This window comes from Streptomyces sp. NPDC091281, assembly GCF_044757425.1.
GTDB lineage: Bacteria > Actinomycetota > Actinomycetes > Streptomycetales > Streptomycetaceae > Streptomyces.
The window spans coordinates 248,441-271,399 of sequence record NZ_JBIVUY010000002.1 but is presented as its reverse complement, the minus strand read 5'-3'; the positions used below and the strand labels follow the sequence as shown (position 1 = coordinate 271,399).

19 protein-coding genes are annotated in these 22,959 nt (G+C 72.0%); 6 read left to right on the top strand and 13 right to left on the bottom strand.

The genetic code is table 11. The annotated features are described in order from the left end of the window. The first annotated feature begins 6 nt into the window (after positions 1-6). A complete protein-coding gene (locus ACIQPQ_RS05715) occupies positions 7-1,023 on the top strand; it encodes a sigma-70 family RNA polymerase sigma factor (protein WP_401300130.1) in 1,017 nt (338 codons plus the stop codon). Here ACIQPQ_RS05715 and ACIQPQ_RS05710 read toward each other — a convergent pair. Continuing rightward, entirely contained in the window at positions 907-1,293 is a 387-nt protein-coding gene (locus ACIQPQ_RS05710; protein ID WP_401300127.1) for an STAS domain-containing protein, read from the bottom strand. The genes ACIQPQ_RS05715 and ACIQPQ_RS05710 overlap by 117 nt on opposite strands. Positions 1,294-1,423: 130 nt before the next feature. Here ACIQPQ_RS05710 and ACIQPQ_RS05705 point away from each other — a divergent pair, with 130 nt between their 5' ends. Both ACIQPQ_RS05705 and ACIQPQ_RS05700 read left to right on the top strand, forming a co-directional pair. Continuing rightward, positions 1,424-2,011, top strand: coding sequence for a TetR/AcrR family transcriptional regulator (locus ACIQPQ_RS05705; protein ID WP_401300125.1), 588 nt, complete (start codon positions 1,424-1,426; stop codon positions 2,009-2,011). A 5-nt stretch (positions 2,012-2,016) separates the two neighbouring features. Continuing rightward, on the top strand, positions 2,017-3,300 hold the full coding sequence (locus ACIQPQ_RS05700; protein ID WP_401300122.1) for an SGNH/GDSL hydrolase family protein: 1,284 nt from the start codon (positions 2,017-2,019) through the stop codon (positions 3,298-3,300). Between the two features lie 144 nt (positions 3,301-3,444). Here ACIQPQ_RS05700 and ACIQPQ_RS05695 read toward each other — a convergent pair whose 3' ends face one another. From ACIQPQ_RS05695 to ACIQPQ_RS05640, 12 genes are all read right to left on the bottom strand, one after another. Next, the gene (locus tag ACIQPQ_RS05695) at positions 3,445-4,728 is read right to left on the bottom strand and encodes a thymidine phosphorylase (RefSeq protein WP_401300119.1); all 1,284 of its coding nucleotides are present in this window, start codon (positions 4,726-4,728) and stop codon (positions 3,445-3,447) included. Positions 4,729-4,838: 110 nt separating this feature from the next. Beyond that, complete coding sequence (locus ACIQPQ_RS05690; RefSeq protein WP_383770510.1) at positions 4,839-5,237, bottom strand: cytidine deaminase; 399 nt, start codon at positions 5,235-5,237, stop codon at positions 4,839-4,841. After that, on the bottom strand, positions 5,234-6,493 hold the full coding sequence (locus tag ACIQPQ_RS05685) for an ABC transporter permease (protein ID WP_401300116.1): 1,260 nt from the start codon (positions 6,491-6,493) through the stop codon (positions 5,234-5,236). The genes ACIQPQ_RS05690 and ACIQPQ_RS05685 overlap by 4 nt, the downstream gene beginning before the upstream one ends. Then, positions 6,493-7,617 carry an ABC transporter permease gene (locus tag ACIQPQ_RS05680; protein WP_401300113.1) on the bottom strand — a complete coding sequence of 375 codons (1,125 nt, stop codon included), beginning with the start codon at positions 7,615-7,617 and terminating at the stop codon, positions 6,493-6,495. Before ACIQPQ_RS05680 ends, ACIQPQ_RS05685 begins: the two co-directional genes overlap by 1 nt. Further along, a complete protein-coding gene (locus ACIQPQ_RS05675) occupies positions 7,614-9,266 on the bottom strand; it encodes an ABC transporter ATP-binding protein (protein ID WP_383770741.1) in 1,653 nt (550 codons plus the stop codon). The genes ACIQPQ_RS05680 and ACIQPQ_RS05675 overlap by 4 nt, the downstream gene beginning before the upstream one ends. Before the next feature lie 245 nt (positions 9,267-9,511). Next, entirely contained in the window at positions 9,512-10,564 is a 1,053-nt protein-coding gene (locus ACIQPQ_RS05670; protein ID WP_401300110.1) for a BMP family protein, read from the bottom strand. A gap of 218 nt (positions 10,565-10,782) precedes the next feature. Continuing rightward, positions 10,783-11,853 carry a BMP family protein gene (locus tag ACIQPQ_RS05665; RefSeq protein ID WP_383770743.1) on the bottom strand — a complete coding sequence of 357 codons (1,071 nt, stop codon included), beginning with the start codon at positions 11,851-11,853 and terminating at the stop codon, positions 10,783-10,785. A 420-nt stretch (positions 11,854-12,273) separates the two neighbouring features. After that, positions 12,274-13,524 (bottom strand): M20 family metallopeptidase, encoded by a 1,251-nt coding sequence (locus ACIQPQ_RS05660; RefSeq protein WP_401300107.1) that lies wholly within the window; start codon positions 13,522-13,524, stop codon positions 12,274-12,276. A 330-nt stretch (positions 13,525-13,854) separates the two neighbouring features. Next, positions 13,855-14,943 (bottom strand): hypothetical protein, encoded by a 1,089-nt coding sequence (locus tag ACIQPQ_RS05655; protein WP_401300104.1) that lies wholly within the window; start codon positions 14,941-14,943, stop codon positions 13,855-13,857. A 121-nt stretch (positions 14,944-15,064) separates the two neighbouring features. Then, on the bottom strand, positions 15,065-16,003 hold the full coding sequence (locus ACIQPQ_RS05650) for an N-acetylneuraminate synthase family protein (protein ID WP_401300101.1): 939 nt from the start codon (positions 16,001-16,003) through the stop codon (positions 15,065-15,067). Between the two features lie 12 nt (positions 16,004-16,015). Continuing rightward, on the bottom strand, positions 16,016-17,251 hold the full coding sequence (locus tag ACIQPQ_RS05645) for a cytidylyltransferase domain-containing protein (RefSeq protein ID WP_401300098.1): 1,236 nt from the start codon (positions 17,249-17,251) through the stop codon (positions 16,016-16,018). A gap of 140 nt (positions 17,252-17,391) precedes the next feature. Then, a complete protein-coding gene (locus tag ACIQPQ_RS05640; protein ID WP_401300096.1) occupies positions 17,392-18,834 on the bottom strand; it encodes a DUF6716 putative glycosyltransferase in 1,443 nt (480 codons plus the stop codon). Between the two features lie 197 nt (positions 18,835-19,031). Here ACIQPQ_RS05640 and ACIQPQ_RS05635 point away from each other — a divergent pair, with 197 nt between their 5' ends. From ACIQPQ_RS05635 to ACIQPQ_RS05625, 3 genes are all read left to right on the top strand, one after another. Beyond that, positions 19,032-20,033, top strand: a complete 1,002-nt coding sequence (locus ACIQPQ_RS05635; RefSeq protein ID WP_383770536.1) for a glycosyltransferase family 2 protein — start codon at positions 19,032-19,034, stop codon at positions 20,031-20,033. Continuing rightward, positions 20,033-21,406 (top strand): alpha-2,8-polysialyltransferase family protein, encoded by a 1,374-nt coding sequence (locus ACIQPQ_RS05630; RefSeq protein ID WP_401300093.1) that lies wholly within the window; start codon positions 20,033-20,035, stop codon positions 21,404-21,406. The genes ACIQPQ_RS05635 and ACIQPQ_RS05630 overlap by 1 nt, the downstream gene beginning before the upstream one ends. Positions 21,407-21,728: 322 nt before the next feature. Next, a complete protein-coding gene (locus ACIQPQ_RS05625) occupies positions 21,729-22,919 on the top strand; it encodes an acyltransferase family protein (RefSeq protein WP_401300090.1) in 1,191 nt (396 codons plus the stop codon). Positions 22,920-22,959 lie beyond the last annotated feature (40 nt).

Below are 22,959 nucleotides of genomic sequence, written 5' to 3'. Positions count from 1 at the left end.
GACGACGTGAGTGACAGTACGGCGACGCTGGACGATCTCGACGCGAGGCTGGAGAAGCACCGCGTGGAGCTGACCGGCTACTGCTACCGCATGCTCGGCTCCTCCTTCGAGGCCGAGGACGCGGTGCAGGACACCCTCGTCCGCGCCTGGCGGAGCTACGGGAAGTTCGAGGGCCGTTCCAGCCTCCGCTCGTGGCTGTACCGCATCGCGACCAACGTCTGCCTGGACATGCTCAACGCGGGCAACAAGCGCGCCCGTCCCATGGACCTCTCCGAGGCCACCCCGCTCGCCCGCGCCGCCCTCTCCCCGCGCCCGGACCACACCTGGCTGGAGCCCATGCCGGACACCCGCGTGCTGCCCACCGTCGAGGACCCGGCGGAGGCCGCCGTCGCCAAGGAGTCGGTGCGGCTGGCGTTCATGGCCGCGTTGCAGCAGCTCCCGCCCAAGCAGCGGGCCGTGCTCATCCTGCGGGAGGTGCTGGCCTGGCGGGCCAGCGAGGTCGCCGAGCTGCTCGACACCTCCGTCGCCTCCGTGAACAGCGCGCTCCAGCGGGCCCGCGCCACCCTCGCCGAGCGCGCCGAGGCGGGCGCGGGCGCGGCGGTCTCCGACCCGCTCGACGAGGACCAGCGCAAGCTCCTGGAGCGCTACGTCGCCGCCTTCGAGGGGTACGACATGACGGCGCTCACGGCGCTGCTGCACGAGGACGCCGTGATGTCGATGCCGCCGTTCGACCTGTGGCTGACCGGCCACGACGACATCACCGGCTTCATGACGACCTTCGGCGCGGCCTGCGCGGGCTCCCGGCTGCTGCCGGTCCAGGTCAACGGCCTGCCGGGCTTCGCGCAGTACAAGCCCGACCCGGAGAAGGGCGGCTTCACGCCCTGGGCGGTCCAGGTCCTGGAGATCTCAGACGGCCGCCTCACCGGGTTCCACTTCTACCTCGACACCCAGCGCTGGTTCCCCCTCTTCGGTCTCCCCCTCCACCTCGAAGCGGAGTCCGACGAGGCCGAGCAGGGCGCGTAGCGCGGGGTCGGGGGCGCGCAGGCATATCCGTCCCCCGGCCCGCCGCGCGGTCAGCTGGAGCCGCGCCAGCAGGTCGACCGCCGCCAGCCCCGGCGGGCCGAGCGCGCCGACGTCGCAGACGACCAGGCCGTCCGGGGCGCCGTCGAGCAGCGCCCCCAGCTCCGCACAGGCGCCCGGCACCTGGCTCCGGGAGAGGGGTCCGGCCAGGGCGAGTACGGGGGGTGTCGTCGCGTCCACGATCGGTAGACCGGGGGGTGTCCGAGAACTCATCGGGGTCCGGCGGGGGTGCCTGCGGTGATCGTGGCCACAGGGCGGTGAGGCCTGCTTGGCATTTGCCTAAAAGCTTTAGGCAAATGCATACTGGTGACTACCGGCTGCCGAAAGGAAGAGGTAGGACTCCATGGTGCGCGCAGGCCTGACCCCCGACCGTCTCACCCGGGCGGGGGCGGAACTGGCCGACGAGGTCGGCTTCGACCAGGTCACCGTCTCGGCCCTGGCCCGCCGCTTCGACGTCAAGGTCGCGAGCCTCTACTCCCACGTACGGAACTCGCACGACCTGCGGACCAGGATCGCCCTGCTCGCCCTGGAGGAACTGGCCGACCGGGGCTCCGCCGCACTCGCCGGACGGGCGGGTAAGGACGCCCTCACCGCGCTCGGCGACGTCTACCGCGACTACGCCCGCGCCCACCCCGGCCGCTACGCCGCCGCCCAGTACCGCCTCGACCCCGAGGCCGCCGCCGCGAGCGCGGGCACCCGGCACTCCCAGATGACGCGAGCCATCCTGCGCGGCTACGACCTCAGCGAGCCGGACGAGACCCACGCCGTCCGCCTCCTCGGCAGCGTCTTCCACGGCTACGTCAGCCTGGAGCTGTCCGGCGGCTTCAGCCACAGCCTCCCCGACTCCCAGCAGTCCTGGGAGCGCATCCTCGACTCCCTCGACGCCCTTCTGCGGAACTGGCCCGAGGCCACCCCACGACCCACAGAGTGAAAGCCATGCCTTCCGACGACGCGACACCGTCCGGGCCTTCCGAGGCCACCCCTCCACCCGCTTCATCGTCTTCAGCCGGTGCAGCCGGTTCCTCCGGCGCCCCGGACGCCGGGCCCCGCTGGATCACCACACCGATCACCGCCCGCCTGCTGCGCGGCGCGCTGGACACCGAGCGGACCGAGCAGGGGCTGCTCCCCCGCCGGCTGCCCGCCTGGGCCCTCGCCCAGGCCGCCGACGCCCAGCTCACCATGGCGGCGTCCCAGCCGTCCGGGGTCCGCCTCGCCCTCCGCACCCGTGCCACCGCGATCGAACTGGACACCGTCCCCACCAAACGGCAGTACGTCGGCGCCCCCGCCCGCCCGCACGGCATGTACGACCTCCTCGTCGACGGGCGGCTGCACGCCCAGGGCAGCGTGGTCGGCGGGCACACCCTCGTCATCGACATGACCACCGGCGGGGTCGAGCACCGGCCCGGCACCCTCGGCACCCTCCGCTTCACCGACCTGCCGCCCGGCGACAAGGACGTCGAGATCTGGCTGCCGCACAACGAGACGACCGAACTCGTCGCCCTGCGCACCGACGCGCCCGTCGAAGCCGCCGCCGACGCCCCCGAACGGCGGACCTGGCTGCACTACGGCAGCTCCATCAGCCACGGCTCCGACGCCGCGAGCCCCACCGGCATCTGGCCCGCGCGGGCCGCCGCGCTCGGCGGGGTGGACCTCGTCAACCTCGGGCTGAGCGGCAGCGCCCTGCTCGACCCGTTCGTCGCCCGCGTCATCCGCGACACCCCGGCCGACCTCATCAGCGTCAAGGTCGGCATCAACCTCGTGAACCTCGACCTGATGCGGCTGCGGGCGTTCCGGGCCGCGGTGCACGGGTTCCTCGACACCGTGCGGGAGGGGCATCCCGACACGCCGCTGCTCGTCGTCTCGCCGATCCTGTGCCCCATGCACGAGGAGGTGCCGGGGCCCACCGCTCCCGACTTCGGGGGGATCGGGGACGGGCGGCTGCGGTTCGTCGCGATGGGGGACGCGGCGGAAGTGGCCGCGGGGAAGCTGACGTTGCGGGTCATTCGGAAGGAGCTGGCGCGGATCGTCGCCGAGCGGGGGGACGGCGGCGGGGGTGGGGACCGGTCGTTGGGGTTGCTGGACGGGCGGGAGTTGTACGGGGAGGGGGATGTGGCGCGGTTGCCGTTGCCCGATGAGCTGCATCCGGATGCGGAGACGCATCGGGTGATGGGGGAACGGTTCGCCGCGCGGGTGTTCGGGGCGGGGGGAGCGTTCGGGTGAGCGGGGGGGGTGTTTCGCCCCCGCCGCCCCTTCCCGTCCCGAACCTGGGGGCTGCCGCCCCCAGACCCCCGCTGTCGGCCCTCAACGGGCCTCGTCCTCAAACTCCCCCAAAGGGGGGACCCCCAGACGGGCTGCGAGGCCGGCTCAGGCGATGCGCTCCCTGATCACCGGTGTCGCCTCGAAGCTCGTTCCCGGGGCCGCGATGTCGTAGGTGTCCGTCAGGGACTCCAGGGCGTAGGCGAAGCGGTCGGGGGTGTCGGTGTGGAGGGTCAGGAGGGGCTGGCCCTCGGTGACGGGGTCGCCGGGCTTGGCGTGGAGTTCGATGCCCGCGCCCGCCTGCACCGGGTCCTCCTTGCGCGCGCGGCCCGCGCCGAGGCGCCAGGCGGCCACGCCGATGTCGTACGCGTCGAGGCGGGTGAGGACACCGGAGGCGGGGGCCGTGACGACGTGCTGCTCGCGGGAGGTGGGCAGGGGGGCGTCCGGGTCGCCGCCCTGGGCCGCGATCATGCGGCGCCAGACGTCCATCGCCGAGCCGTCGGCCAGCGCCTTCGCCGGGTCCGCGTCCTTCACCCCGGCCGCGTCGAGCATCTCGCGGGCCAGGGCGATCGTCAGCTCGACGACGTCCGCGGGGCCGCCGCCCGCCAGCACCTCCACCGACTCGCGGACCTCCAGCGCGTTGCCCGCGGTGAGGCCGAGCGGGGTGGACATGTCGGTGAGGAGGGCGACCGTCTTCACGCCGTGGTCGGTGCCGAGGCCCACCATCGTGGAGGCCAGCTCGCGGGCGTCCTCGATCGTCTTCATGAAGGCACCCGTGCCGACCTTCACGTCCAGGACCAGCGAACCGGTGCCCTCGGCGATCTTCTTCGACATGATCGAGGACGCGATCAGCGGGATCGCCTCGACCGTGCCGGTGACGTCGCGCAGGGCGTAGAGCTTCTTGTCGGCGGGGGCCAGGCCGTCGCCCGCCGCGCAGATCACCGCGCCGGTGGTGTCCAGGACGTGCAGCATCTCCTCGTTGGAGAGCAGGGCCCGCCAGCCGGGGATCGACTCCAGCTTGTCCAGGGTGCCGCCGGTGTGGCCGAGGCCCCGGCCGGAGAGCTGCGGGACGGCCGCACCGCACGCCGCGACCAGCGGGGCCAGCGGAAGGGTGATCTTGTCGCCGACGCCGCCCGTGGAGTGCTTGTCGGCGGTCGGCAGGGACAGCGACGAGAAGTCCATGCGCTCGCCGGACGCGATCATCGCGGCCGTCCAGCGGGCGATCTCCCGCCGGTTCATGCCGTTCAGCAGGATCGCCATGGCGAGCGACGACATCTGCTCGTCGGCGACCTCGCCGCGGGTGTACGCGTCGATGACCCAGTCGATCTGCTGGTCGCTGAGTTCACCCCGGTCCCGCTTGGTGCGGATGACGGAGATGACGTCCATGGCCATGGAGTTCCTTCCGGAGAGGAGGAGGGAGGGTGCGGGAAATGTGCCGTATGAGGGAAAAGAGCGGCCCCTCCGGCCTGCCTCGGGGGCGGGGCGGAGGGGCCGTCGCGGTGTTATCTGAGGTGGTCCGGGCCGAAGGCCTGCGGGAGCATCTCGGAGAGCGGGAGGATGCCCGCCGGGGTCTCCAGCAGCAGGTCCGGGCCGCCGAACTCGAACAGCAGCTGGCGGCAGCGCCCGCACGGGACGAGGATCTCGCCGCGGCCGTCCACGCAGGTGAAGTGCGTGAGGCGGCCGCCGCCCGAGCGCTGGAGGTCGGAGACGAGCCCGCACTCGGCGCACAGGCCGATGCCGTACGAGGCGTTCTCGACGTTGCAGCCGGTGACCGTGCGGCCGTCGTCGACCAGCGCCGCCACACCGACCGGGTAGCCCGAGTACGGCGCGTACGCGTGGCGCATGGCCTCCCGGGCCAGCTCGCGCAGGGCGTCCCAGTCGACGGTGGCGGCCGCGGTCACTTTCCTTGCCCCTTCCGGTAGGGCAGCCCGTCCGCCTTCGGCATGCGCAGGCGTTGGGCGGAGAGGGAGAGGACCAGCAGGGTCACGATGTACGGGGCGGCGGAGACGACCTGGCGGGGGACCTCGTCGACGCTGGCGTACCAGACGAACATGAGGGCCGAGACCGCCAGGGTGATGCCCGCGCTGACGTACTTCTTCTGCCAGGCCAGGTAGGCCGCGCCGAAGACCAGCAGGATCGCCAGGAGCAGGATCAGCGCGTGCACGTTGGTGGTGCCGCCGCGCAGGTTGAGGCTGTCGGTGTAGCCGAACAGGCCCGCGCCGAGGGCGAGGCCGCCCGGCATCCAGTTGCCGAAGATCATCGCGGCGAGGCCGATGTAGCCGCGGCCTGCGGTCTGGCCGTCGAGGTAGACGTTGGACGCGACGATCGACAGGAAGGCGCCGCCGAGACCGGCGAAACCGCCCGAGATGATCACGGCGATGTACTTGTACTTGTAGACGTTGACGCCGAGGGACTCGGCCGCGACCGGGTTCTCGCCGCAGGAGCGCAGGCGCAGGCCGAAGGCGGTGCGCCACAGCACCCACCAGGTGGCCGGGACCAGGGCGACGGCGATGACGGTGAGCGGCGACAGGTTGGTGACCAGACCGCCGACCAGGCCCGCGATGTCGGAGACCAGGAACCAGTGCTTGTCGTTGAGGGTCTCCAGCCAGCTCGACAGGCCTGGGATGTCGAAGGTGCCCAGCGACTCGATCGGCGGGGACTGCTTCGCGGAGCCCTGCGGGGCCTCCTCGAAGGTGAACTTCGACAGGTAGCGGGTGGTGCCGAGGGCGAGGATGTTCAGCGCCACACCGGAGACGATGTGGTTGACGTTGAAGGTGACGGTGGCGATGGCGTGCAGGACGGCGCCGAGCGCGCCGCCGATGATGCCGAACACGACACCGGTCCACGGGCCCCACTGGTAGCCGGCCCAGGCCCCGAACCAGGTGCCGAGGATCATCATGCCTTCGAGGCCGATGTTGACGACGCCCGCGCGCTCGGCCCACAGACCGCCGAGACCGGCGAGGCCGATCGGGACGGCCAGGCGCAGCGCGGTGGACATCTGGCCGGTGGAGGTGATGCCGTCGGCGCCGCTGATCAGGCGGACGATCGAGGTCAGGACCAGCACGCCCGCGATGATCAGCAGGAGTACGGGGAGCGAGATTCGGCGGCCGCCCTTGCCGGGCTTCGCCTGCGGCTTGGCGATGGTCGCGGTGGACATCAGGCCGCCACCTCCTTGTGGGCGTTGTTGTTGGCGGCCTCGGCGGCGAGTTCCGCGCCCACCCGCTTCTGCTGGCGGCGCAGACCCCACTGGCGTACGGCCTCGTAGGAGATGACGACCGCGAAGACGATCAGGCCCTGCATGATCGTGGCGATCTCCTTCTCGTACGCGACGGGGGTGGCGTAGTCGAGGGCGGGCGAGGTCTTCTCCAGGAAGGCCCAGAGCAGGGCGGCGAGCGCGATGCCGCCGGGGTTGTTGCGGCCCAGCAGGGCGATGCCGATGGCGGTGAAGCCGAGTCCGGCGGGGAAGCTGAGGCTGTAGGTGTGGGCGTCGCCGAGGAGCAGCGGCAGGCCGGAGAGGCCCGCGACGGCGCCGGAGATCAGCATCGCGGTGAGCACCATGCGCTTGGCGTTGACGCCGGAGGCGGCGGCGGCCGTCTCGGAGGCGCCGGTGGCGCGCAGGTCGAAGCCGAAGCGGGTGCGGTTGAGGACGATCCAGTAGCCGACGCCGAGGGCGGCGGCGAGGAAGACCAGGCCGTAGATCTCGCCGACGTCGGGGCCGAGGTCGATGCCGGGGACCCAGCCGGACTCCTTCATGACGCCGGTGGTGACGTTGTCGCCGACCAGGACGCCGAAGTTCTCGCGGAGGGTGAGGTAGCCGATGAGGCTGGTGGCGATCGCGTTCAGCATGATCGTCGCGACGACCTCGCTGACGCCGCGGGTGACCTTCAGGACGCCCGCGATACCGGCCCAGAAGGCGCCGGTGAGGGCGCCGACCAGCAGCAGTAGCGGGATCTGGAGGAAGGACGGCAGCGCCACGTGGGCGCCGACCACCGCCGTCATCATCGCGGCGAGGCGGTACTGGCCGTCGACGCCGATGTTGAAGAGGTTCATGCGGAAGCCGAGGGCGACCGCGAGGGCGGCGATGTAGTACAGCGCGGCCTGGTTGACGATCAGTACCTGGACGTCGGAGTAGGGGATCTGCTCCAGCATCAGCCGGTACGGCTCGAACGGGTTCTTGCCCGAGGCGATCAGCACGACCGAGGTCAGCAGGATCGCCGAGGCCAGCGCGATGACCGGGCCGGCCACCGCGAGGAGCAGACGCTCCTTGTCGAACTTCTTCATCGGGCCTCGTCCTCCGGGGCGGCTTCTTCGTCGACGTGCTCGAGGTGCCCGGACGCGGCACCGGTCATGGCCGAGCCCAGCTCCTCGGGGGTGATGGTCGCGGGGTCGGCGTCGGCGACCAGCCTGCCGTCGTAGATCACCCGGAGGGTGTCCGACAGGCCGATCAGCTCGTCGAGGTCGGCGGAGATGAGCAGCACGGCGAGGCCCTCGCGGCGGGCCTCGCGGATGCGGTCCCAGATCTGGGCCTGCGCGCCGACGTCCACCCCGCGGGTGGGGTGGGCGGCGATCAGGAACTTGGGGCTGTGGCTCATCTCGCGGCCGACGATCAGCTTCTGCTGGTTGCCGCCGGAGAGGGAGGCGGCGGTGACGTCGATGCCGGGGGTGCGGACGTCGTACTCCTCGACGATCCGGCGGGTGTCGGCCTGGGCGCCCTTGGGGTCCAGCCAGAAGCCCTTGGCGTTGGGGGTCTCGGTGACGTGGCCGAGGATGCGGTTCTCCCAGAGGGGGGCCTCCAGGAGCAGGCCCTGGCGGTGGCGGTCCTCGGGGATGTAGCCGAAGCCGGACTCGCGGCGGCGGCGGGTGGGCCAGGGGGTGATGTCGTCGCCGAGGAAGGAGATGGTGCCGGAGTCGGCGTTCTTGGTGCCGATCAGCGCGTCGATCAGCTCGGTCTGGCCGTTGCCCTCGACACCGGCGATGCCCATGATCTCGCCCGCGTGGATGGTGAAGGTGACGTCGTCGAGGACCTTCTTGATCTCGCCGCCCTCCGGGGCGAGGGTGACGCCGCCCGAGGGTTCGGCGTCCGCGCCGAGCGAGGCGCCGCCGGAGGCGTGCACGGTGAGGTGCTCGACCCGGATGACGGCCTGGTCGGTGACGGTGGACTCGGCGGTCTCCGGGGTGGGCAGCTCGCTGCCGACCATCATCTCGGCGAGCTGGCGGGGGGTGGTCTCGGCGGGGACGGCGGTGCCGACCGTGGTGCCGCGCCGGACGACGGTGATGTCGTCGGCGACGGAGAGGACCTCGCCCAGCTTGTGGGAGATGAAGATGACGGACAGGCCCTCGGACTTCAGCTCGCGCAGGTTGGCGAAGAGCGCGTCGACCTCCTGCGGGACGAGGACCGCGGTCGGCTCGTCGAGGATGAGGGTGCGGGCGCCGCGGTAGAGGACCTTCAGGATCTCGACGCGCTGGCGGTCGGCGACGCCGAGGTCCTCGACGAGGGCGTCGGGGCGGACGCCGAGGCCGTAGCGGTCGGAGATGTCCTTGATCTTCCGGCGGGCGCCGCCGCCGATGCCGTGCAGCTTCTCGCTGCCCAGGACGACGTTCTCCAGGACGGTCAGGTTGTCCGCGAGCATGAAGTGCTGGTGCACCATGCCGATGCCGCGTGCGATGGCGTCGGCCGGGCTGCCGAAGGCGACCTGCTCGCCGTCGACCGCGATGGTCCCCTCGTCCGGCTTCTGCATGCCGTAGAGGATCTTCATCAGGGTGGACTTGCCCGCGCCGTTCTCGCCCACGAGGGCGTGCACGGTGCCCTTGCGGACCGTCAGGTGGATGTCGTGGTTGGCGACGACACCGGGAAACCGCTTCGTGATGCCCGCGAGCTCCACCGCGACGGTCGACGGGGCGGTGAGCGGAGGGCTGCTGGACGCGTCGATGGCGCACTCTCCTCGGGAAAGGGGCCGCTCTACGCGCGTAGCGCCCCTGCTTTAAATAGTGCCCGGACCTGATCGATCTTGTTTCAGTGTCGATCTGTTCCGAGCATTCTGCCGCGCGGACGGGGCGCGGGGAGGACAGCCTTCCCCGCGCCCGTTCCGTGGCCGTAACGCTGCCATTACAGCGTCCGATTGACCATGCCCCGGGCCGCGTCGGACGCGGCCCGGTGCGGGGTCGTGACGGTCGTTCAGGAGGTCTTGACCGTGATGGTGCCGTTCTTGATGCCTTCCTCGGCCTTCTTCACGGCGTCCTGGATGGCCTGGTTGTCGGCGAACGCGGGGTTGGAGTCCGACAGGCTCACGCCGCCGTTCTTCAGGTCGCCGCGGATGACGCCGGTCTCGGGCTTGCCGTCCTCGACCGACTTGGCCAGGTCGAACACCGCGCCCTCGACGTTCTTCATGGCCGAGGTCAGGATCGAGGCCTGGTACGCCTTCAGCGCGTCCTGGAGGTACTGGTCGGAGTCGACGCCGATCGCCCAGATCTTGTTGGCGCTGGCGGCCTTGATGACACCCTGGCCGGAGAGACCGGCGGCGGCGTAGACGACGTCCGCGCCCGCGTCGATCTGGCCGTCGGCCGCGCTCTCACCCTTGTCCGGGCTGGAGAAGCCGCCCTCGGCGGCGGTCTCGGTCAGGTACTGCGCCTTGACCGTGACGCCCTTCTTGGTGTCCTGGACGCCCTGGGTGTAGCCCGCCTCGAACTTGTGGATCAGCGGGACGTCGACACCGCCGACGAAGCCCACGACGTTCGACTTGGTGGCCTTGGCGGCGGCGACACCGGCCAGGTAGGAGGCCTGCTCCTCGGAGAAGACCAGGTCGGCGACGTTGTCGGCCTTGGTCTGCTCGTCGTCGACGATGCCGAAGGTGGTCTTCGGGTACTTGGCGGCGGCCTCCTTGACGGCGCCCGCGTAGGCGAAGCCGACACCGATGACCGGGTTGTAGCCCTGCTTGGCGAGGCTCTCCAGGCGCTGCACCTTGTCCGCGTCGGACTCGCCGTCCTGCGGCTCGACCGCGGTGGACTTGTAGCCGAACTCCTTGTCGGCCTTCTCCAGGCCCGCGGTGGCGGCGTCGTTGAAGGACTGGTCGCCCTTGCCGCCGACGTCGTACGCGAGCGCGAGGCCCAGGTTCTTGTTGTCGTCGCCCGAGGAGGAGGACGAGGTGGACGAGCTTCCGCAGGCGGAAGCGGTGACAGCGAAGGCTGCGGTCGCAACACCCGCGACCGCGATACGGGACACCCGGCGCATGGAACGTGACTCCTTTGTGCAAGCGCCCATACCAGGCGCTGGTTCCGCCGCAGCGTAACGCGCGTAGACCAGACGGAAAAACCCTCATGTCCGGTCTGTTATCGAGCTGTGGCCACAGTTGACCCCCAGAGTACGGACAGCGAAGCGCCCCGTGCGGGAGGCAGGGGGCGCTGGGCTGCGAGGACGCCCTCAATGGGCGCAGCGGGGGGTCGTGGCGGCTACTGGGTGGCGACCGTGACCTTCCCGTCGACGATGTCCTTCTTCGCCTTGTCGACGGCCGCGACGACGTCCTTCATCGCCTGGTACTTCGGGTTGCTGTCGGCGAAGCCGACCCCGTCGTTGGAGAGGCTGCCGCGGACCACGCCGGTGAGCGGCTTGCCCTCGTGGACCGACTTCGCCAGGTCGTAGACGGCGCCGCCGACGTTCTTGAGCGCCGAGCCGAGGATGTAGTCCTTGTACGCGGCCAGCGCGGACTGGGAGTACTGGTCGGAGTCGACGCCGATGGCCCACACCTTCTTGCCCGCGGCCTCGGTGATGACGCCCTGACCGGAGAGACCGGCCGCGTGGTAGATGACGTCGGCGCCCGCCTCGATCTGGCCGCTCGCCCCCGCCTTGCCCTTGTCGGGGCTGGAGAAGCCGCCCTCCTGCGGGGTCTCGGTCAGGTACTGCGACTCGATCTTGATCGCCGGGTTCACGGACTTGGCGCCCTGGACGTACCCGGCCTCGAACTTGTGGATCAGCGGGATGTCGACGCCGCCGATGAAACCGATGTGCGCCTTCTTGGACGCCTTCGCGGCGGCGACACCGGCCAGGTAGGAGGCCTGCTCCTCGTGGAAGACGAGGTCGGCGACGTTCTTCGCCTGGACGGTCTCGTCGTCGATGATGCCGAAGGTGGTGTCCGGGAACTTCGCGGCTACCTCCTTCACGGCGGGCGCGTAGATGTAGCCGACGCCGATCACCGGGTTGTAGCCCGACTGGGCGAGCTGGGTGAGGCGCTGCACCTTGTCGGCGTCCGACTCGCCGTCCTGCGGCTCGACGTCCCGGCCGCCGATGCCGAACTCCTTCTCGGCCTTCTGGAAACCGGCGTACGCGGCGTCGTTGAACGACTGGTCGCCCTTGCCGCCGATGTCGTACGCGAGGCCGATGCCCTTGCCGGTGTACTTCCCGGACTCCTTGGCGGTGTCGCCGTCGGACTTCGCGCCCGTGCTGGATTCGCCGCAGCCTGCTGCGGCGAGGGCGATGGCGGCGACGGCCACCGCGGTCCGGGAGAACCTGGTCCTACGAGATATGAGTCGCACAGCGAGCACCCTTCGTCCCCACGGGGCCGTGGCCGGCCCGCGTTCCCCTTGCCTACGTCCTCGGGCGGCTCCCCAACAGGCCGTTCCGAGTGGCGATTTCGGCGCACAGTAACGCGCGTAGAAGGGGAGGGGAACGGGGTGGTTCTCGGCCGTTACCGAAACGTGGTGGGGGTTGGTTACGGGCGGGTGCCGGGGGTTACGGGTGGGTGACACAAGGGGACGAAGGGGGTTTTCGGGGCGGAGGCGGGGGTGGGGGGTGCGGTGGGGGTGCGGGGAGTTCGCCGGGTGCGGGTGGGTGGGGGCTGAGCGCGCAGTTCCCCGCGCCCCTTGGGGAACTGGGGTGCGGGGAACTGGAGGGTGCGGGGAACTGGGGTGCGGGGAACTGGGGGGTGCGGGGAATTGGGGTGTTGGTCAGGACGTGCGGGTTCGGGCGTCCAGGAGGGCTGATGCCGTGAAGAGTTCTACGCCTACCGTGATGGCGTGCTCGTCGGCGTCGAAGTCGCCCTGGTGGAGGTCGCGGACGGTGCGTTCGCCGGGGACGCGGACGCCGAGGCGGGCCATCGCGCCGGGGACGCGCTCCAGGTACCAGGAGAAGTCCTCGCCGCCGAGGCTCTGCTCGGTGCCCTCCACGGAGGCCTCGCCGCGCCGGGCGACCATGGCGTCCCGCAGGAGGCCGGTGACCTCGCCGTCGTTGACGACCGGGGGGACGCCGCGCACGTAGGTGATCTCGGACTTGGCGCGGTGCAGGTTGGCGACCTCGTCGATCGCGGCGACCACCAGGTCCGGCGCCTGCCGCCAGGCCTCGATGTCCAGGCAGCGCACGGTGCCGGACAGCTCGGCGTGCTGCGGGATGACGTTCGGGGCGTGGCCGCACTCGATGCGGCCCCAGGTCACCGCGAGCCCGGCGCGGGTGTCGACGCGGCGGCCGATCAGCGCGGGCACGTCGGTGACGACGCGCGCGGCGGCGGTGACCAGGTCGGTGGTGAGGTGCGGGCGGGCGGTGTGGCCGCCGGGCCCGTCGAGGGCGATCTCCAGCCGGTCGCAGGCGGAGGTGATGGCGCCCTCGCGCAGTCCGACCTTCCCGGCGTCCACGCGCGGGTCGCAGTGCACGGCGATGATCCGGCCGACGCCCTCCAGCGCGCCGTCCTCGATCGCGTCGGCGGCGCCGCCGGGCAGCACCTCCTCGGCGGGCTGGAACACCAGCCGCACCGGCCGCGGCAGCCGACCCTGGCGGTGCAGGTCGGCCAGGACCAGCCCGGCGCCCAGGACGACGGTGGTGTGCACGTCGTGGCCGCAGGCGTGGGCGCGGTCGGGCACCTTGGAGCGGTAGGCGCAGTCGGACTTGGTGTCCGGGATGGGAAGCGCGTCGATGTCGGCGCGGAGCGCGAGGACCGGTACGCCGTCCCCGTCCCCGGCGGCCGGGTCGCCGATGTCACAGATGAGCCCGGTGCCGCCCGCGAGGACGCGGGGCTTGAGCCCCGCCCGTACCAGCCGCTCCTTGATCGCGGCCGTCGTACGGAACTCCTGATTACCCAGCTCGGGGTGCATGTGCAGGTCGCGGCGGAAGGCGATCAGCTCGGTGCGCAGGGCCTCCGGCAGCGTGCCGGGCAGTGCGGCGTCCCCGGTGGGATCGGTGGGATCGGCCTCGGACTCTCGGGACATCAGTTGCTTCACCCTCTGAAGGGTAGGACGCCGGGGTGGTCGGCTGACCCACGATCAACAAAACTTCAACCCGTTAGGGGAAGAAAAGTCGGTCGCGCGGCGCATGGCGGCGGTGAGGAATGGGTAACCTCACCGATTTCGGTGTGGACCGGCCACACCGGTGCCGAGGCCGGTCCGTCCCTCTGTCTTCCTCCTCCACGGATACCACGCCTCACTCGGACCACGCCCGTCCGTCCACGGAGCGGAACGGGACGGGAGGAGAGAGTGACGGCCCGCCGTACGTGAGGAAAAGCCCGCCGCCGGGACCCGTGCCGCCGTGCCCGTCGGCCGTCAGACCGCCGCCACCCGTGCCAGGCGGTCCACTCCGCGGGCCGTGCCGGTCACGCCGGAGAGGAAGCCCTGGGCGCGGGGCGAGGCGTGGTCGGTGAGCCAGGCAGGGTCGATGTCGCAGACGGCGACCCGGACGTCCGTCCCGGCCAGCGCGAGGGGCAGGGTGTGCACGACGGTCGACGGGAAGCTCAGCACCGTACGGCCGATCGGGCCGCGGCGGGCGATCAGCTCCAGCGGGAGGTCGGGGCGGACCACCTCTATGCCCGTCTCCACCGCGAGCCGGTGGAGTTTGTCGGCGCTCTCGCGGCGGTGGGCGAAGTAGCGGGCGGCGCCGTGCGTCTTGGCGAGGAGGCCGACGGCGTGCAGGTAGCGGTCGCCGTCGACGACGCCGGTCTCGACGAGGGAGGTGCCGACCATGTCGGCGCCCTTGGTGACGCGGGGCGGGCCGAAGCGGTCGCGGGTCCAGGCGAAGGTGTTGGCGGTGACGGTGACGCCGTCGGGGACATCCGCGACCGGCATCGCGGAGAACACCTCGACCTGCCGGTCCCGGCCGGGGGTGAGGCGGCGGCGGGCGGAGGAGGAGACGGGGGCGAAGACCAGGTCGCGGGGGCCGGGCCGGCCGCCCGTGCGGTGCCAGCGGACCAGGCGTTCGCCGCGGGCCAGCTGGCCGACGAACTCCATGGTGGCGGTGCCGTCGTCGACGACGACGAGGTCGTCGGCGCGGGTGATGGTCAGCAGGAGCTGGACGTAGCGGGAGAAGGGGTCGCCCATGACGATCCGGTCCGCGGCGCGCAGCAGGGGGGTGAGTCCGCCGATGGTGCGGAACGGGGCGGCGGCGCCGCCGCGGGCCTCCTCCCAGCGGACCTCGTGGCCCTCCTGGCGGGCCAGCTCGGCCATCCGGCGGAGCTGGCCGCGGGTCATGGGGTCGGTCGGGGAGAGCACGACGAGGGTGAACCCCGCCGCGGGCTCCTCGCGGGGGCGCAGTCCGCGGGCGTGCGCCCACTCCAGGACGTTCAGGAGCTGCACCGGACTCTCGACGAACGCGAGGGTGTGGGGGGTGGTGCCGGTGTTCCCGGCGCGGGTGCTCATCGTCGTACGACCGTCCCGTGAGGACTCGTAGCGGTGGGGAGGCCCCCGGCGGGTGTCGCCTCCGCCGGGGGGTGTGCCCCCGGGGTGAGGTCCCTCGGGGGCACGGGGGTGGTGCCGTGGGTCAGACGGAGACGGGCTCGCCCGCCGCGGCGGCGATCTCGGCCTCGGCGACGACCCCGGTCACGCGGCGCAGCTTCTTCATCGGGCCCAGCTCGGACTCGTAGACCTTCTTGACGCCGTCGCCGAGGGAGGCCTCGATGGTGCGGATGTCGCGGACCAGGCGCGTGAGGCCCTGGGGCTCGACGGAGGCGGCCTGGTCGGAGCCCCACATGGCGCGGTCGAGGGTGATGTGGCGCTCGACGAAGGTGGCGCCGAGGGCGACGGCGGCCAGCGTGGTCTGGAGGCCCGTCTCGTGGCCGGAGTAGCCGATCGGGACGTTGGGGTACTCGGCCTGGAGGGTGTTGATGACCCGGAGGTTCAGCTCCTCGGCCTTGGCGGGGTAGGTCGAGGTGGCGTGGCAGAGCAGGATGTTGTCGCTGCCGAGGACCTCGACCGCGTGGCGGATCTGGCGGGGGCTGGACATGCCGGTGGAGAGGATGACGGTGCGGCCGGTGGCGCGCAGGGCGCGCAGCAGCTCGTCGTCGGTGAGGGAGGCGGAGGCCACCTTGTGGGCGGGGACGTCGAACCTCTCCAGGAAGGCGACGGCCTCGGTGTCCCACGGGGAGGCGAACCAGTCGATGCCGCGCTTCTTGCAGTGGGCGTCGATGCGGCGGTAGTCGTCCTCGCCGAACTCGACGCGGTGGCGGTAGTCGATGTACGTCATCCGGCCCCAGGGGGTGTCGCGTTCGATGTCCCACTGGTCGCGCGGGGTGCAGATCTCGGGAGTGCGCTTCTGGAACTTCACCGCGTCGCAGCCGGCCTCGGCGGCGACGTCGATGAGCTTGAAGGCGTTCTCCAGCTCGCCGTTGTGGTTGATGCCGATCTCGCCGCAGATGTAGACGGGCTGGCCGGGGCCGGCGGTGCGCGAACCGAACGTGCGGAGGCGGGAGTTGGTGCTCATGTTTCGGGTTCCTTACTGGGTGAGGGGGGCGAGGGAGTCGAGCGAGGGACCGAGAATCCAGCCGGCGATCTCCCGGATCGCGCCGTCACCGCCCGCGACGGTGGTGACCGCGCGTGCGGCGCCGCGTACGACGTCGTGGGCGCTCGCGACCGCCACGGGCCAGCCCACGAGGGCGAAGCACGGGAGGTCGTTGACGTCGTTGCCGACGTAGAGCACGCGCTCGGGCGCGATGCCCTGCTCCTCGCACCACTGCTTGAGTGCGAGGTCCTTGCGGTCGATGCCGTGCAGCACGGGGAGCTTCAGCTTCCGGGCGCGGGCGGCGACCACCGGGTTCTGTTCCGTGGACAGGATGAGCAGCTTCAGTCCGCTCTTGCGGAGGGCGGCGATGCCGAGGCCGTCGCCGCGGTGCACGGTGACGAACTCCCGTCCCTCGGAGTCGATCAGCACCCGGTCGTCGGTCTGGGTGCCGTCGAAGTCGAGGACGACCGCGTCGATGTCGGCGGCCGTGGGCAGCGAACCGGGGCGGTCCGCGTCGAAGAGGGGGGCGAGGGCGCGGGCGCGGGCCAGGTCGTGCGGGTCGTCGATCTCCAGCACCCGCGCGGGGTCGGTGCGCACCAGGTCGGTGCGGCCGAAGAAGCGGTGGCCGTGGGTGCGGAAGCCCGCGGTGTCCATGGCGTAGGCGGCGCCGGTCTCCAGGAGGTCCTGGGGGCGGTCCTGGCGGCGGGGGCGGTAGGACTTGTCGTGGTTGACGCCGTGGCCGCCGGTGGGGTCCTCGCCGGTGGGGTCGCCGTCGCGCCAGACGAAGCCGTGGAAGGCGGCGACGGTGACGGCGGTGTCGGCGCCGTTCTCGGCGACGGCGGCGGCGACCGCGTCGATGTCGTCGCGGAGGATGAACGGGCTGGTGCACTGGACGAGGAGGACCACGTCGACGGGGGTGCCGTGCCGGGCCTCGTGGGTGTCGAGGGCGTGCAGGACGGCGGCCTCGGAGGTGGCGGTGTCGCCCGCGATGGCGGCCGGGCGCAGCACGACCTCGGCGCCCGCCTCACGGGCGGCGGCGGCGATGGCCTGGTCGTCGGTGGACACCACGACATCGGTGACCAGCCGCCCGGCCAGGCACTCCCGCACCGCGCGGGCCACGAGGGTGACGCCGCCGACGGGGGCGAGGTTCTTGGCCGGGACGCCCTTGGACCCACCGCGGGCGGGAATCACGGCGAGCACCCTGCGCGGGCGCGTGGGGGTGTCGGACATGGGCGGTTCTCCTGGTGCTCCTGGACGGTCCGGAGGGGTGTCCGGCGGGGTTCCTGGTCGGGTCGGCGCGGCGGCCTCCGCCGGGGTCCGCGGGGTGTCCCCGGGTCCCGGACCGGTCGGGGCCGGGGTCTGCGGGCCGCTCACAGCTCCCCCATCCGCCGGATGACGGGTGCCACCCGCTGGACGCCGTGCCGGTACGCCCCGCGGGCGGCGCGGCGGACGATCTGGCGGACCGGGCCGGGTTCGCGGCCCGCGGCCGGGGCGCCGGGGAGCGGGGTGCCGTCGGGGCCGAGGTGGTGGCGGGCGAGGATGCCGGGCAGATAGCCGGGGGCGGTGGCGAGGGTGTAGTAGGGGGCCGGCTCGGGGAGGCCGCCGGGGTGGGCGAGGAGCTTGGCGACGCGTTCGCGGGCGGCGTCGAAGGCGGTGGCGTACGAGCCGACGGCGGCGCCCGGGTCGGTACCCGTTCCGGAGCCGGTGCCGGTGTCCGTGGCCGGTGCCGCGGGGGCCACGCCCTGGCGGGAGACCCACTCCTCGTCGGGGGCGGGGAGGTGGCCGGCGTCGAGCTGGTCCCAGGAGGCGAGGCAGCCGGAGCCGATGAAGTGGTGGTTGCCGAGGGACTCGCGGATGCCGAGGTCGGTGAGGACGACGGTGGGCACCCGGCGGTGCAGGGACTCCAGGGCGGCGGTCGAGCTGATGGTGACCATCAGGTCGGTGCGGTCCAGGACCTCGCCCATGTTGCCGTAGACCAGGCGGAAGTTGGGCGGCGGGTCGAGCCGCTGGGCCAGCTTCTGGTAGGGCAGTTCCTCGATGTGGGTGGTGTGCTCGCCGGGCTTGGAGCGCAGCTTGAGCAGGACCTCGCGGTCGGGGTGCAGCCGGGCGTGGCGGATCAGCCGGTCGAGGAGGTAGGCGCGGTCGCGGCGGCTCTCCGGCACGGAGGGCTGGGCGGCGAACACCACGGTGTACGGGTCGTGCGCGCCGGTGTGGGGGGCGCCGCCGAGGAAGGGGAGGGCGACCTCGGTGACGGCGGACGGGTCGGCGCCGACGCCTTCGTAGACCGCGCGGAACCGCTCGGCGTCCTGGCGGGAGTTGGCGAGGACGAGGTCGGCGCCGTGCCGCAGCAGCAGACCGTCGGCGAGCTTCTCGTAGACGACTCCGACGTAGCCGGTGACGACGACGGGCCGTCGGCCGGTGCCGTTCCAGACGCGGCGCAGGCCGTGCAGGACCGCCTGGACGCCGCCGCCGACGAGGGCGAGGACGAGGATGTCGTAGGTCTCGCGGGCCATGACGTCGAGGAACTCGACGGCCGTCACCTCCCGCATCGAGTCGGCGTGCACGCCGACCTCGGCGAGCTGGCGCGCGGTGGGCGTGGAGCGGCCGCGCAGCAGGTAGCCGTCGAGGACGGGGGTGACTTGCGCGGCGTCGCGGTGTCCGGCTTCCATGGGGAGCGCCGACGCGTCGACCGGCCCGGCGGCGGTCCGTCCGCCCGGGGCGATCCGGCCCGCGGTCAGCGCGCCCCATTTCCAGCGGGTGTCGGAGTCCGCGAGCACGGCGATCCGCAGGGGCTTCGGAGTACGTGGTGGCACGGTGAAGACGCTAGAAAGCGAAAACGGGGCTTGGCCCAACCAGGATTCAACGGAAAGTTAACAGCACGCCACCGATCGTCGAACTGGGCCGGGAAAGCGCGGGAAAAAAGCGCGGTGCACCAATCCGACACATCGAGTTCACCCCCTGTACCCGTACCGGAAATTTTGGCTGCCGGGCCGACTTCTAGGCTTTCCCCGTGCCAAAGCTTTCCGTGATCGTGCCGTTCTACAACGTCCAGCAATACGCGCCGGACACCCTCCGAAGCCTTCGGCTGAACGCCCGCCCGGACTACGAGTTCCTCCTGGTGGACGACTGCTCGAAGGACGAGACCCCGACCCTGCTCCAACAGGCCGTCGAGGATCTCTCCGAGGTCGCCGAGGTGCGTCTCCTGCGCCACGAGAAGAACGGAGGACTCGCCACCGCCCGCAACACCGGCCTCGACGCGGCGTCGGGCGAGTACCTGACGTTCCTGGACGGGGACGACTGGCTCGCCCGTGACCATCTGCCCTCCCTCGTCGCCGCGATGGACGGGCTGGGCTGCGACTTCGTGCGCTTCGACCACGTCCAGACCACCGGGCGCGCCCGCACCCTGATCCGGCATCCGCACGGGCGGCGCGGCGAGGTCATGAACCCGCGCGAGGCGATCCTGCCCGCCGACCGCTCGACCTCCGTCGACTACGCCTACGCCTGGGCCGGCGCCTACCACCGCCGTCTCCTCGACCGGGGGGTGCTGCACTTCACCGACGGACTGCGCACCGCCGAGGACCGGCCGTGGATCTGGCAGCTGCACCGGGAGGCGGAGTCCTTCGCCGTACTGAACCTGCACGGGGTCTTCTACCGGCGCGGGGTCGCCTCGTCCCTGACCCAGATCGGTGACGTCCGCCAGCTCGACTTCATCAAGGCGTTCGACGAGGTCGTCGAGGAGACCGCGCGGGACCGGGACGCCGACCGGCTGCTGCCGAAGGCGCTGCGCACCTACTGCGCGATCATCGCCCACCACCTGGCGGAGATCGAGAAGTTCGAGCCCGCGGTGGCCCGGCAGCTGCGGGTGATGAGCGCGGCGGCCATAAAGCGGATGCCGCAGGACCTGCTCACCGACGTGCTCGACACCATGGACCTGCGTCGCGCGGCGGCGCTGCGGCGGCTGCGCCGCAAGGTCACCTCCCCCAAGAACGGCACCCCGAAGGCGGCCGCCTGATGTCCCGTACGACCCAGATCTTCGCCGCCTCCACGCTGTACGGCGCCGCCACCCTGGCCGCCGCGCTGGACGCCGACTGCTTCCCGGCGGCCGACCGGCGGCTGCTGCTGGTGTGCAACAACGCGGCGATCCCGGAGACCAGCCCGGCCATCGACGAGATGCCCGGGTTCGCGGCGGTGCGCGGCCGCTTCGACCGGGTGCTGTCCTGGAACGAGGCGATCAGCCCCTTCCACCCGGGCGGCTGGTCCCCGCGCGCCGACGACGTGCCGCTGCTGGAGCGGCATCTGCGGCTGCTGTGGGGCCTCGGCGACGACCGGGTGGAGCTGGTCCTGGAGTCGATCCAGGTCAACCCGGCGCAGGCGATCGCGACGCTCTTCCCGGGCGCCCCCGTCGACGTGTACGCGGACGGCCTGATGAGCTACGGCCCCACGCGCAACAAGCTCGACCCGCTGATCGGCACCCGGGTGCGGCGGGTGCTGCACCTGGACCTGGTGCCCGGTCTGGAGCCGCTGCTGCTCACCGAGTTCGGGGTGCCCGCGCAGACGGTGCCGACGAGCGGCTTCCTCAAGGTCATGGGCGAGCTGGGCGAGTCCGTGGAGCGGCTGCCCGCGCTGCCGGACGACGCGGCGCTGCTGCTCGGCCAGTACCTGTCGGCGCTGGACATCCTCACCGACCAGGAGGAGGAGGAACTGCACGTCCGGATGGCGCGCGGCGCGGTCGCCCGCGGTCACCGCAGCCTGGTGTTCAAGCCGCACCCGTCCGCCCCGGCCCGCTACAGCCGGGTCCTGGAGACCGAGGCGGAGAAGCTGGGCGTGGAGCTGACGGTGCTCGACGTGCCGGTCCTCGCCGAGGTGCTGTTCGAGCGGGCGCGGCCCGCGCTGGTCGTCGGCTGCTTCTCCACCGCCCTGTTCACCGCGTCGGCGTTCTACGAGCTGCCGGTGGCCCGGATCGGCACCGAGACGTTGCTGGAGCGGCTGACGCCCTACCAGAACAGCAACCGGCTGCCGACGGTGCTGGCGGACGCGGTGCTGCCACCACTGGAGGCCGCCCCCGAGGGCACGGCGAGCACACCGGGCGCGGGGGGCGGGGCGGGTGCGGAGGAGCCGGTCCCGGCGGACACCCTGCCCGCGCTGGTCAAGGCGGTCGGCTATCTGATGCAGCCGCAGATCTACCCCACGCTGCGGCCGGAGGCGGAGGCCTATCTGAGCAGCCGTCTCGGCCCGCGCACCCAGCGCTACTTCCGCCGCAAGCGGCTCACCTCGCTGGGGCTGCCCGGCGGCATCCCGGCGCGGCTGGCGTTCCTGCCGCGCAACTCCACCGCCCGCCGGGTGGTGCGGCGGGCGCGGGCGCTGCGCAAGGCGGTCAAGCGCTGATCCGGGCCGGGGGCGGCCGTGTCCACGGCGATTCCCCCGGCCCCGTACGTTCCTCGGTCACCCGCCCTTTCGCGTGCCGTCTTTCGCGTGCCGCCTTTCGCCTTTCGAGGGGTGCCCGGAAGGCGAAGAAACGTTCCTCCGAAGAAGGAGGGAAATACTGGCGTTCGAACGGTAAATGGGACGACCGTAAGAATGACAAGCGACACCCAGGTGAACCCTTGGGAGCCGGGTGACGAATGCTGGCGCTGTCGAACAGAAGTTTCGAGGGTGGCGCCTTAGGGTTCGGGTGGACAGAATTCCCGAACACCCGAGGGACAGCGGCGTGACGCAGACGGCAGTGAACGCGGGTCGGCCACAGGACACCGTCGTCACGATCCCGCCCGGCAAGGGCACCACCGGGAACCCGCCCGCACAGGACGCCCCCGCCGCGAGCGCGCCGGGCCGGGCCGGACGGAGCGGGGGCAGGCTGCGGGCGCTGGACGGGCTGCGGCTGCTGGCCGCGCTGATGGTGGCCTGCTACCACTACGGCGGACGCGGCGGCCCGATCGGCGACGCCTGGGGCGTCTCCCCGGACCGGGTCTTCCCCACCCTGCACACCCCGTTCGCCTACGGCTGCCTCGGCGTGCAGATCTTCTTCGTGATCAGCGGCTTCGTCATCTGCATGAGCGGCTGGGGCCGCCCGCTGCGCTCGTTCTTCGCCTCCCGCGCGTCCCGGCTGCTGCCCGCCTACTGGGTGGCCGTCGTCCTGGTCACCGCGGTCTTCGCGCTGCCGGTCGTCACGTACGAGGCGGTGTCGCCGAGCGACGGCCTGCTCAACCTGACCCTGCTCCAGGAGCCGCTGGGCGCCGACCGGGTGCTGGGCGTGGACTGGACGCTGTGGGCGGAGATCCGCTTCTACGCCCTGTTCGCGCTGTGCGTGGTCCTGCCGGGCGCGAACCGGCGCCGGGTGGTGCTGTTCTGCGCGCTGTGGATGCTGGGCGCGGCCATCGCCGAGGGCGCCGGCATGCCGCTGCTCGACATCGTGCTGATGCCGCAGTACGCGCCGTTCTTCATCGGCGGCGTCGGCCTCTACCTGGTCCACCGCGACCGCCGGGACGCCCTGGCCTGGGGCATCGTCGCCGTCGGCTTCCTCGTCGGACAGCACTACGCGGTGCGCTCGCTGTACACGGCGAGCGACCCGGACGCCTTCGCGCACCGCACCTCCACCGGCATCGTCCTGGTGGTGGCGGTCGGCTTCCTCGCGGTCGCCGCGGTGGCGCTGGGCTGGCTGCGCCGCCTCGACTGGGGCTGGCTGACCGTCGCCGGGGCACTGACGTACCCCTTCTACCTGGTGCACGAGCACCTGGGCTGGGTCGTCGTGAAGACCCTGCACCAGGACCTGGGCGTCCCGTCGTACGCCACGTTCGGGCTGACGCTCGCCGCGATGCTGGTGCTGGCCTGGCTGATGAACCGGCTGGTCGAGGAGCGGGTGACACCCCGCCTGCGGAAGGCGCTGGCGACGGTACGGGTCTAGGCGGCGGTATGGGTCCAACGGTCCGGCGGGGATTCCCCAC

What these genes read in the sequence shown, in the direction of transcription:
- ACIQPQ_RS05710 (WP_401300127.1), bottom strand. Translation starts at nt 1,293, where the DNA reads ATGAGTTCTCGGACACCCCCCGGTCTACCGATCGTGGACGCGACGACA.
- ACIQPQ_RS05705 (WP_401300125.1), top strand. Translation starts at nt 1,424, where the DNA reads ATGGTGCGCGCAGGCCTGACCCCCGACCGTCTCACCCGGGCGGGGGCG.
- ACIQPQ_RS05700 (WP_401300122.1), top strand. Translation starts at nt 2,017, where the DNA reads ATGCCTTCCGACGACGCGACACCGTCCGGGCCTTCCGAGGCCACCCCT.
- ACIQPQ_RS05695 (WP_401300119.1), bottom strand. Translation starts at nt 4,728, where the DNA reads ATGGCCATGGACGTCATCTCCGTCATCCGCACCAAGCGGGACCGGGGT.
- ACIQPQ_RS05685 (WP_401300116.1), bottom strand. Translation starts at nt 6,493, where the DNA reads ATGTCCACCGCGACCATCGCCAAGCCGCAGGCGAAGCCCGGCAAGGGC.
- ACIQPQ_RS05680 (WP_401300113.1), bottom strand. Translation starts at nt 7,617, where the DNA reads ATGAAGAAGTTCGACAAGGAGCGTCTGCTCCTCGCGGTGGCCGGCCCG.
- ACIQPQ_RS05670 (WP_401300110.1), bottom strand. Translation starts at nt 10,564, where the DNA reads ATGCGCCGGGTGTCCCGTATCGCGGTCGCGGGTGTTGCGACCGCAGCC.
- ACIQPQ_RS05660 (WP_401300107.1), bottom strand. Translation starts at nt 13,524, where the DNA reads ATGTCCCGAGAGTCCGAGGCCGATCCCACCGATCCCACCGGGGACGCC.
- ACIQPQ_RS05655 (WP_401300104.1), bottom strand. Translation starts at nt 14,943, where the DNA reads ATGAGCACCCGCGCCGGGAACACCGGCACCACCCCCCACACCCTCGCG.
- ACIQPQ_RS05650 (WP_401300101.1), bottom strand. Translation starts at nt 16,003, where the DNA reads ATGAGCACCAACTCCCGCCTCCGCACGTTCGGTTCGCGCACCGCCGGC.
- ACIQPQ_RS05645 (WP_401300098.1), bottom strand. Translation starts at nt 17,251, where the DNA reads ATGTCCGACACCCCCACGCGCCCGCGCAGGGTGCTCGCCGTGATTCCC.
- ACIQPQ_RS05630 (WP_401300093.1), top strand. Translation starts at nt 20,033, where the DNA reads ATGTCCCGTACGACCCAGATCTTCGCCGCCTCCACGCTGTACGGCGCC.